We start from the raw sequence: 11560 nt of genomic DNA on the forward strand, positions 1-11560 counted from the left end.
CGCTCGCCCCGTTCGTCCGGCGGGCCGACGGTGAGCTGCAGGTCCACGCCGCCCTCGGCGGGCAGGGTCAGCGGCGGCCCGGCGACCAGGTCGGCGACCGCGAGGCCGCCGAGCGCCCGCCCGGCCTGGAGGGCCAGGTCGAGGTAGGCCGCGGGGGGCAGCACCGGCGTGCCGTGGATCGCGTGCTCGGCCAGCCACGGATGGACGCGGGCGGCGGCCCGCCCGGTCAGCAGGAGGGTGTCGGTCGCGAGGGTGGTCGAGGCGGCCAGCAGCGGATGACGGGTGGCGCGCAGCCCCAGGCTCTCGGGGTCGCCGGGGGCGGCGGCGTCCTCCAGCCAGTAGCGCTCGCGCTGGAAGGGGTAGGTGGGCAGGTCGGCGACGGCGGTTCCGGGGAGCCGCCAGTCGACGTCGTGACCGCCGGCCCTCAGCGCGGCCAGGTTGAGGTGGAACTGGTGAAGGGTGCCCCTGTCGCGGCGCAGGGTGCCGGTGACCAGCAGGGCCGGGTCGTCGACGGTGTCCTGGACGGGGGTCGTGAGGACGGGGTGGGGGCTCGCCTCGACGAAGGTGGTGTGGCCGTCGTCCAGGAGCCTGGAGAGCGTCTCGTGAAACAGGACCGGCCGGGCGAGGTTGTCGAACCAGTACTCGGGGGTGAGGTCGGGGATCTCGGGGGTGACGGTCGAGTAGAGGGGGACGGCCGGCGGCTGCGGGCGGATGCCTTGGAGCAGTGTCAGGAGTTCGTCGCGGAGGCGGTGGACGTGGGGGCTGTGGGAGGCGTAGTCGACGGGGATCCTGCGGGCGTCGAGGGTGGCGAGGAGGTGGTCGAGCTGGGCGGGGTCGCCCGCGATGACGGTGGCGTGGGGGCTGTTGTGGGCGGCGATGTGGAGGTCGTCGTAGGGGGCCAGGTGGGTGGCCAGGTCTTCGGCTCCCAGCTGCACTGACGCCATGCCGCCGGTTCCGGCGAGGGCGAGCAGGGCCTTGGAGCGGAGGGTGACGATCTTGGCGGCGTCGTCGAGGGTGAGGGCTCCGGCGATGTAGGCGGCGGCGATCTCTCCTTGGGAGTGGCCGATGACGGCGTCGGGTCGTACGCCGTGGTGTTCCCACAGTCGGGCCAGGCTGGTCATGACGGCGAACAGGGCGGGCTGGATGACGTCCACCCGGTCGACGGACGGGCCGTTCAGCACGTCGATCAGGTTCCAGCCCGCGTGGGCCTCGATCGCGCGCGCGGCGGCGTGCAGGTGCTCGGCGAAGACGGGAGAGGTGGCCAGCAGGTCACGGGCCATCCCGTCCCACTGGGAGCCCTGACCCGGGAAGACGAACACCACCTTCCCGCGCGGAGCCGCCACGCCCCTGACGAGGTTCGCGTGCGGCCGGTCGGCGGCCAGCGCGTCGAGCGTGGCGAGCAGAGCGGCCCGGTCGCCCGCGACGGCCACGGCCCGGTGGGGGAGCGCGGCCCGTCCCGTGGCGAGCGTGTGCGCGATGCGCGCGGGCTCCAGATCCGGGCGGCCGACGAGGTGGTCGCGCAACTGCCGCGCCTGTGCCACCAGGGCCTCGGCGCTGTGAGCCGACAGCAGCACCGGCACCGGGCCGGAGACCGGCTCGCGCGCCTCTTCGGGGGCGACTGGGCCCTCCTCGATGACGACGTGGGCGTTGGTGCCGCTGATGCCGAACGAGGACACCGCCGCGCGGCGTGGGCGCTCCTCCTCGCGGGGCCACGGCACCGGTTCGGTGAGGAGGCGGACCGCGCCGCTGTCCCAGTCGACGTGGGGGGTGGGTTCGTCCACGTGCAGGGTCTTCGGCAGGAGGCCGTGGCGGATCGCGTGGACCATCTTGATGATGCCGCCCACCCCGGCCGCCGCCTGGGTGTGGCCGATGTTCGACTTGAGCGACCCGAGCCAGGCCGGTTCGTCCCGGTCCTGGCCGTAGGTCGCAAGGATGGCCTGGGCCTCGATCGGGTCGCCGAGGCGGGTGCCCGTCCCGTGGGCCTCGACGGCGTCGACGTCGGCGGGCGACAGGCCCGCGTCGGCCAGGGCCGCGCGGATGACGCGCTGCTGGGCGGGGCCGTTGGGGGCGGAGAGCTGGCCGCTCGTGCCGTCCTGGTTGACCGCCGTGCCGCGCACGACCGCCAGGACCGGGTGGCCGTTGCGGACGGCGTCCGACAGGCGCTCGACCAGCAGCAGGCCGACGCCCTCGCCCCACCCGGTGCCGTCGGCCGCCGCCGCGAAGGCCTTGCAGCGGCCGTCGGGGGACAGGCCGCGCTGGCGGCTGAACTCGACGAACAGGCCGGGCGTGGCGATCACGGTCGCGCCGCCCGCCAGGGCCAGGTCGCACTCGCCGGCCCGCAGCGCGCGGACCGCCAGGTGCAGCGCCACCAGCGACGACGAGCAGGCCGTGTCGATCGTGATGGCCGGGCCGACCAGGCCGAGCACATAGGAGAGCCGGCCCGAGGCGACCGAGCCCGCGCTGCCGGTGCCGATGTAGCCTTCCAGCTCCTCGGGCGCCTGCCGGATCCGGCCGCCGTAGTCGGCGTACATGACCCCCGCGAACACGCCCGTCCGGGAACCGCGCGCCGACTCCGGGTCGATGCCGGCCCGTTCGAACGCCTCCCAGGCGGTCTCCAGCAGGAGGCGCTGCTGCGGGTCCATGCTGACCGCCTCGCGCGGGCTGATGCCGAAGAAGGCCGGGTCGAAGTCGGCGGCGTCGTGCAGGAAACCGCCTTCCTTCGTGTACGTCCTCCCGACGCGCGCCGGGTCGGGGTCGTACAGCGCGGAGACGTCCCAGCCCCGGTCGCCGGGGAACGGCGAGATGGCGTCCACGCCCTCGGAGACGACCCGCCACAGGTCCTCCGGCGAGCGCACGCCGCCCGGATAGCGGCAGGCCATGCCGACGATCGCGATCGGCTCGTGGCGGGCCGACTCGACCTCCGACAGCCGTTGCCGGGTCTGCAGCAGGTCGCCGGTGACGCGCTTGAGGTAGTCGCGGAGCTTGGCCTCGGTGGTCATCGTGCCGTCACCTCTCCTCGTGGTCGGAACCGAGTTGCGTGTCGATGAGCTGGAAGAGTTCCTCGTCGGTGGCGTCCTGGACGACGCCCGCCGGGCCGGTGGGAGACACCAGCGCGAGCAGCGCCGACAGCCGGGCCGCGACGAGCTCCCGGTCGCGGTCGCCGAGCGCGGCGGCCGACTCGGCCAGCGCGTCCAGTGCCGTGAGGGCCGGGCCCGCGCCGCCGGGGAGCCGGAAGGCGAGTTCGCCGTGCAGGTGGGCGGCGAGCGCGGTGGGGGTCGGATGATCGAACAGGAGCGTGGCGGGCAGCCGCAGCCCGGTCTCCACCGCCAGCCGGTTGCGCAGCTCGACCGCCGTGAGCGAGTCGAACCCGAGGTCGAGCAGGCCGCGCTCCGACGGCACGGTCCGCCCCGACGGCAGCCGCAGCACGTCGGCGACCACGTCCCGCACCCGCTTCAGCGCGAGCCCCGGCCGGTCGGCGACCGGTGCGCCGGTCAGCGTCCTGACCAGCGGGGGAACGCCCTCCTCCGGCCTCTTGGCCGACGGTTTCGCGCGGGGCCGCAGCAGGTGGGGGAGCCGCTCGGCGTCCCCTCTGTCGAACCGGGCCGCGACCACCGCCGGCACGTCACCGGCGAGCGCGGCGTCGAACAGGGCCAGCGCGTCGGCGGGGTCGAGCGGGGCGACGCCGGTGCGGGCGATCCTGGCCAGCTCGGCCGGGCCGAGCCCGCCTGCCATGCCGCCGTCCTGCGCCCACAGCCCCCAGGCGATGGACGTCGCCGGCAGCCCGAGGGCCCGCCGGTGTCCGGCGAGGGCGTCGAGGTAGGTGTTGGCGGCGGCGTAGTTGGCCTGCCCGGCGTTGCCGATGACCCCGGCGACCGAGGAGAACAGCACGAAGGCGTCCAGGGGCCGGTGCCGGGTGAAGTGGTGCAGGAAGTGGGCGGCGTCGGCCTTGGCGGTCAGCACCGAGTGCAACCGTTCGGGCGTGAGGTCGGTGACGGTGGTGTCGTCGAGCACGGCGGCGGCGTGCACGACCGCGCTGAGTGGCCGGTCGGCCGGGACGCCGTCGAGCAGCCGCCGCAGCTGGATCGGGTCGCCGGTGTCGCAGGCCGCCACCACGGGGGCCGCGCCCAGGTCGGTGAGCCGCCGCGCCAGGTCGGCCGCGCCGGGCGCGTCCGGGCCGCGCCTGCTGACGAGCAGCAGGTGCCGGACGCCGTACCGGGTGACGAGGTGCTCGGCCAGCAGCGCCCCCAGCGCGCCGGTGGCGCCGGTCAGCAGGACGGTCCCATCGGGCCGGATCGCCGCGGTGTCCGAGCTCACCGGGACGGGCTTCAGGGCGGGCAGGAGGGCCCCGCCGTTCCGCAGGGCGACCTGCGGTTCGCCCAGGGCCAGCGCCTGCCCGGGGTCGGCCGAGCCGTCGGTGTCGACCAGGACGAACCGGCCGGGATGCTCGGTCTGCGCCGTGCGCACCAGCCCCCACAGGGCCGACTGCGCCAGGCCGGTGACCGGATCGTCGTCGAGCACATCGACGGCATGGTGGGTCAGCACCGCCAGCCGGCCCGGCGCGTCCTGCTCCAGCCAGGCCTGGACGACCTCCAGCACGGCCGTGGTGACCGGCCCGTATCCGGTGCCGCGCACGTCGAGCACCGCGTCACCGGTCCCGGGCGCGCGGAGGTGGTCGAGCGCCTCACCCGCCGACCGCAGCAGCGTGTAGGGCGTGACGTCGCGGCCCGGCGCGGCCGTCCACGCGACCCGGTGCAGCCCGCCCGACCGCTTCACCTGGACGGCCAGTTCACCGTCCAGGACGGTCTCGCCGTCGGGGTTCCACACGGACAGGGCGAAGCGGTCGCCGCCCCTGGGGGTCAGCCGCGCCCTGACGGTGCCTTCCGCCGGGACGCCGCGCCGCACGCCCGTCCACGAGAACGGCAGCCGGACGGTGTCGCCGTCCAGCGCGAGCGGGTGCAGGGCGGCGTCGAGGAGCGCGGGGTGCAGGGCGAAGCCCCCGTCGTCCAGGGCGACCTCGGCGAAGAGGTCGTCGCCGTGCCGCCAGGCGGCGCGGAGGTTCTGGAACGCCGGGCCGTAGACGTAGCCGAGGGCGGCCAGCCGCTCGTAGGCGTCGTCGACGTCGACGGGCTCGCCGGGCGGCCAGGCCCGGGACGTCGCCGCCGCTTCGGGGAGGTCGGCGGTGAGGTGGCCGGAGGCGTGCGGCGTCCACGAACCGCCGGGGGCGTCGTCGCGGGAGTGGACGGTCAGGGCCCGCCGCCCGTCGGGGCCGGGAGCCGCGACCGCCACCTGGACGACGACCGCGCCCTCGGCGGGGACGGGGAGCGGGGCGAGCAGCGTGAGCTCGTCCACGACCGGCGTGCCGGCGCGGTCGCCCGCGTGCAGGGCCAGGTCGAGCAGCGCCGTGGCCGGGAGCAGGGGCGTGCCCGCGATGACGTGGTCGGCCAGCCAGGGGTGGGTCCGGGTGGACAGCCGCCCGGTGAGGACGACGCCGTCGTCGCCCGCCAGGTCGACGACCGAGCTGAGGAGCGGGTGGCCGGTGTCGGCGGGGCCCCTGCGCGTGGGCGGCGGATTGAGCCAGTAGCGCTCGCGCTGGAAGGGATAGGTGGGCAGGTCCGCGACGCCGGTCCCGGGCAGGTGCCAGTCGACCTGGTGGCCGGTGGTGTGGAGGGTGGCCAGGAGCCGGGTGAGGGTTTCGGGTTGATCGCGGCGGAGGGTGGGGTGGGCGTCGTGGTCGGGGAGCAGGGCGGTGAGGACGGCGTCGGGGCCGATTTCGACGAAGGTGTGGATGCCGTCGCCAAGGAGGGTGTCGACGGCGTCGGTGAAGCGGATGGGTTCGCGGACGTGTCTGACCCAGTGGTCGGGGTCGTCGAGTCCGCCGAGGTGTCCGGTGCGGTCGGAGACGATGGGGATGGCGGGTTCGGCGAACTCCAGGGTGTCGAGGACCTTTCGGAACTCCTCCAGCATGGGTTCCATCAGGGGTGAGTGGAAGGCGTGGCTGACGGTCAGCCGCTTGATCTTCGCGCCCTGGGCTCGTTCGATGACCTGCTGGACGGCGTCGAGGCTGCCGGAGACGACGGTGGCATGGGGGCCGTTGATCGCGGCCAGGGAGACGTGATCGGTGAGTCCGTCCAGGAGTTCCAGCGCGTCGGCCTCGCCGAGTGACAGGGCCGCCATGGCCCCGCCGGAGGGCAGCTCCTGCATGAGGCGGGCGCGGGCGGTGACGAGCCTGGCGGCGCTGGGCAGGTCGAACACCCCTGCGACGTGGGCGGCGGCGATGGACCCGACCGAGTGCCCGGCCACGGCGTCCGGGCGGAGACCGTGGTGTTCCAGGAGCCGGTAGAGGGCGGTCTGGAGGGCGAAGAGGGCCGGTTGGGTGTAGCGGGTCTCGTTGAGCAGGGCGTTTTCGGTGAAGATGATGTCTTTGAGCCCGGGTTCGAGTTCGGCGAGGGCTGCGTCGAAGGCGGCGGCGAAGACGGGTTCGGCCTCGTAGAGTTCGCGGCCCATGCCGGGGCGCTGGCTGCCCTGACCGGTGAACAGGAACGCGGTCTTCGGCTCGCCGGCCTCCCTCGTGATGAGGGCGTGGTGCTCTTGGCCGTCGGCCAGTGCCGTCAACGCGGCCAGCGCTTCGGCGCGGTCGTCGGTGACGACGGCGGCCCGGTGGCCCAGCGCTGCCCTGCCGGTCGCCAGCGTGCGGGCGGTCGCGGCGAGGTCGAGCCCGGGATCGGCGGCGAGGTGGTCGTGCAGGAGACGCGCCTGCGCCCGCAGCGCCTCCGGATCATGCGCCGACAGGAGCACCGGCACCGGTCCGGACGCCGAAGGCGGTGCGGTCGCGGGCTCCGGCTCTTCCAGGACGACATGGGCGTTGGTGCCGCTGATGCCGAACGACGACACGGCGGCCCGGCGCGGCCGGTTCTCGTCGTGCGGCCAGTCGGTGGCCTCGGTGAGGAGCCGGACCGACCCGCTCTCCCAGTCGACGTGCGGGGTGGGCTCGTCCACGTGCAGCGTCTTGGGCAGCAGGCCGTGCCGGAGGGCCTGGACCATCTTGATGATCCCGCCGACCCCCGCCGCCGCCTGGGTGTGGCCGATGTTCGACTTCAGCGACCCCAGCCAGGCGGGCCGCTCGCGGTCCTGCCCGTAGGTGGCGAGGAGGGCCTGCGCCTCGATCGGGTCGCCGAGCCGGGTGCCGGTGCCGTGGGCTTCGACGGCGTCCACGTCGGAGGGGGCCAGACCGGCGTTGGCGAGGGCCTGCCGGATGACGCGCTCCTGCGAGGGGCCGTTGGGGGCGGTCAGGCCGTTGCTCGCGCCGTCCTGGTTGACGGCCGTGCCCCGCACGACCGCGAGCACGGGATGCCCCTTGCGGCGGGCGTCGGAGAGGCGTTCGACCAGGAGCAGGCCCGCGCCTTCGGACCAGCCGGTCCCGTCGGCGGCGGCGGCGAACGCCTTGCAGCGGCCGTCGGCCGACAGCCCCCGCTGGCGGCTGAACTCGACGAACGTCGCGGGGCTGGCCATCACGGTCACCCCGCCCGCCAGCGCCAGGTCGCACTCGCCCTGCCGCAGCGCCTGGACGGCCAGGTGCAGGGCGACCAGCGAGGAGGAGCAGGCCGTGTCGACGGTGACGGCCGGGCCCTCCAGCCCGAACGTGTACGCCACCCGCCCCGACGCCACGCTCCCCGCGCTGCCGCTGACCAGGTAGCCCTCGAAACCCTCGGGCGACCGGTCGGCCTGGTGCAGGCGCGCGCCGTAGTCGTTGTACATGACCCCGGCGAACACCCCCGTGCGGGAGCCGCGCAGCGTCCCGGGGTCGATGCCGGCCCGCTCGAACGTCTCCCACGCCGTCTCCAGCAGCAGCCGCTGCTGCGGGTCGATCGCCGCCGCCTCCCGGGGGCTGATGCCGAAGAACCCGGCGTCGAACCCGGCCGCGTCGTAGAGGAAGCCGCCGTCCCGTGCGTAGCTGGTGCCGGGGGTGGCCGGGTCGGGGTCGTACAGGCCATCGAGGTCCCAACCGCGGTCGGCGGGGAAGGGGCCGACGGCGTCGACGCCGTCGGCGACCAGCCGCCACAGGTCCTCGGGCGAGGCCACCCCGCCCGGGTAGCGGCAGGCCATCGCGACGATCGCGATCGGGTCGTCGGCCCGGGTCGCCCGGGGCCGCTCCTGCGGCCGGGGCGTCTCGTCGGCGAGCCGCGACCGCAGCCACGTGGCGAGGGCGGCCGGGGTCGGGTGGTCGAAGACCAGGGTCGTGGGCAGCTTGACGCCGAGCGCGGCGCTCAGCCGGTTGCGCAGGTCGACGGCGGCCAGCGAGTCGAAGCCCAGGTCGGTGAAGGCGCGCCCGGCCGCGACGGGGTCGGCCGACGCGTGCCCGAGCACGGTCGCCGCGGTCTCCCTGACGAGGCCGAGCAGGTCGGTCGCGGCGCGCTGCGGCGCGGGAGCCGCGCTCTTCTGCGGCACGAGCGACCGCAACGGCGGCGGCACGACAGCTCCCGGCGCGGCCAGCGCCTTGGTGTCGAGGCGGGCCGTCACCAGCACGGGGTGGCCGGCCCAGCCGGTCCGCAGGGCCGCGTCGAACAGGGTCAGCGCGTCGTCACGGGAGAGCGGCGCGACCCCGGTCCGGGCCAGCCGCGCCAGGTCGGCCGCCGACAGGTGGGCGGCCATGCCGTCGTCCTGCTCCCACAGGCCCCAGGCGAGCGAGGTGGCGGGCAGGCCCTGCGCGTGACGGTGGGCGGCCAGCGCGTCGAGGTAGGCGTTGGCGGCGGCGTAGTTGGCCTGACCGGCGGTGCCGACGGTGCCGGTGATCGAGGAGAACAGGACGAACGCGTCCAGGTCGGCGGTCAGGCGGCTCAGGTGGTCGGCCCCGTCGGCCTTGGCCGACAGGACGGCGCGCAGCCGCTCCGGCGTCAGGTCGGCGACCGTCGCGTCGTCGAGGACGGCCGCCGTGTGGATCACGGCGGTGACCGGCCGGTCGGCCAGCAGGCGGGCCACCGCGCCGCCGTCGGCGAGGTCGCAGGCGACCAGTTCGGGGACGCCGCCGAGGGCGGTCAGCCGGTCGAGCAGGTCTCCCGCGCCGGGCGCGTCGGGGCCGCGCCTGCTGACCAGCAGCAGGTTCCGGACGCCGTGGTGGACGACGAGGTGTTCGGCGACGAGCCCGCCGAGCGACCCGGTCGCGCCGGTGATCAGCACGGTGCCGTCCGGCCGCAGCCGGCTCGCCCCGCCGCCCACGCCGGTCCGGCTCAGGCGGGGCACCAGCACCCGCCCGTCGCGGAGGGCGAACTGCGGTTCGTCCAGGACCAGCGCGGCGGGCAGCGCCCGCTCGGAGGCGGCCGTGCCGTCGGTGTCGACCAGCACGAACCGGCCGGGGTGCTCGCTCTGCGCGCTGCGCACCAGCCCCCAGACCGCCGCCTGGCCCGGCTGCTCCACGGGCTCGCCGTTCCGGGTGGCGACCGCCCGCGTGGTCACGAAGGCCAGCCGGGGCGAGTCGCCCGACAGCCGGGCGTGGACCAGCGCGAGCGCCCGCTCGGCCGCCTCGCCCGCCGGGCCGGGCGGCACGGGCGCGAGGTCGGTCTCCTCGGAGGCCGTTGTCGGGAGCGGGACCGGCCGCCAGGTGAGCTCGTAGGCGGGCGCCGACCGGGCCCCGGCCCGCAGCACCACCGACGCGATCGAGGCGACCGGGCGGCCCGCCTCGTCCCAGATCGTCAGCGCCGCGCCGTCGCGGTCGGCCGGGTCGATCCGGACCCGCAGCGCCGAGGCGCCCGAGGCGTGCAGCCGCACCCCCGACCAGGAGAACGGCAGCCGCAGCCCCGCGCCGTCGCCGGTGACGGGCAGCGGGTGCAGCGCCGCGTCCAGCAGCGCGGGGTGCAGCCCGAACCGGGCGTCGTGGGGGAGCGCGGTCGCGACCTCGGTGAAGACCGTCCGGCCGGACCGCCAGGCCGCCCGGACGTTCCGGAACGCCGGCCCGTACTCGTAGCCGAGGTCGGCGAGCGCGGTGTACCACTCGTCCACGTCCACCGGCTCGGCCCCGGTGGGGGGCCAGGTCTCCGGCGCGACGGCCGGGTCCGCGGCGGTGGTGGTGAGGTGGCCGGAGGCGTGCCGCGTCCAGGGCTCGTCGCCGTTCCTGGCGTGGACGGCGAACGCGCGCCGCCCGTCGTCGCCCGCCGGTTCCACCAAAACCTGGAACCGGGCCGGCAGCGGGAGGGGCGCTTCGAGGGTCAGTTCGTCCACGACCGGAACGCCCGCGTGGGCGCCCGCCTGGAGCGCCGCGTCGGCGAAGAACGCCCCCGGCAGCGGGGTGCCGCCCGCGATGCGGTGGTCGGCCAGCCAGGGGTGCGCGCCGTCCGTCAGGTGGCCCGCGAACAGCACGCCGCCGTCGGCCAGCTCGGTGACCTGCTCGAACAGGCTCTCCTTCGCAGTGGCGTCGAGCCAGTAGCGGGCCCGCTGGAACGGATAGGTCGGCAGGTCGGCCGGTGGGGAGCCGTCGCCGCCGATGAGCCGGGTGAGGTCGAGGGGGGTCCCCTTCGTGTACGCCGCCACGATCGCCGCCGACACCGTGCGGGGTTCGGCGTGGTCGCGGCGGAGCAGCGGGATCCCGTCGCCGGTCAGGGCGCTCAGCACGGCGTCGGGACCCAGTTCGAGGGTCGTGGTGACGCCCTGGTCCCGCAGCGCCGCGACCGCGTCGTGGAACCGGACCGGCCGGCGGATCTGCCCGGCCCAGTACGCCGGATCGGCGAGCTCGCCGGCCGTCGCGATCCGGCCGGTGACCGTGCTGACGATCGGCACGGCCGGGGCGCGGTAGGTGAGGGTGGCCGCCACGGCGTGGAACTCGTCGAGGACGGGGTCCATGTGCGGCGAGTGGAACGCGTGGCTGACCTTCAGCGACCGCACCCGGCGGCCCTCTTCGGCGAACCGCGCGGCGACCGCCTGGGCGGCCGGGGCGTCGCCCGCGATGACGACGGCCCGCGCGCCGTTGACCGAGGCCAGGTCGACGCCCTCGGTGAGGTGGGGCCGGATCTCCTCCTCGGTGGCCTCGACGGCGATCATCGCCCCGCCCGCCGGGGCGGCGTGCATGAGCCGGGCGCGCGCGGTGACCAGCGTGGCGGCGTCGGCGAGGTCCAGGACCCCGGCGACGTGGGCGGCGGCGACCTCGCCGATGGAGTGCCCGGCGAGCAGGTCGGGCCGGACGCCGAGGTGGTCGAGGAACCGGAAGAGGGCGGTCTCCAGGGCGAAGAGCGCGGGCTGCGTGTACCGGGTCTCGTCGAGGAGGGCGGCCTCCGGGGTGCCGGGTTCGGCGAAGACGATCTCCCTGAGCCCGGGTTCCAGCACGTCCAGGACGGCGTCGAAGGCGGCGGCGAAGACGGGTTCGGCCTGGTGGAGCTCGCGTCCCATGCCGGGCCGCTGACTGCCCTGCCCGGTGAACAGGAACGCGGTGCGCGGCTGGGCCACGGCCTCCGCCCGCGCGATCGACGGATGCTCGCCGCCCTCGGCCAGCGCGCCGAGCGCCGCGAGAAGCCCGTCGCGATCGGCCGCGACGACGCCGGCGCGGTGCGGGAGACGGGCGCGCCCGGTGGCGAGC

Annotated in this window: 2 protein-coding genes; both read right to left on the reverse strand. The window is 75.8% G+C overall.

Annotated features, from left to right (window positions below; genetic code table 11):
• On the reverse strand, positions 1-2999 hold a 2999-nt coding region (locus FDA94_RS38400), incomplete at its 3' end, for a type I polyketide synthase (RefSeq protein WP_137251934.1).
• A gap of 7 nt (positions 3000-3006) precedes the next feature.
• Positions 3007-11430: a type I polyketide synthase gene (locus FDA94_RS38405; protein ID WP_212735701.1), complete on the reverse strand. Its 8424-nt coding sequence runs from the start codon at positions 11428-11430 to the stop codon at positions 3007-3009.
• Positions 11431-11560 lie beyond the last annotated feature (130 nt).

The organism is Herbidospora galbida, assembly GCF_005233835.1.
In the GTDB taxonomy this organism is placed as follows: Bacteria; Actinomycetota; Actinomycetes; order Streptosporangiales; family Streptosporangiaceae; genus Herbidospora; species Herbidospora galbida.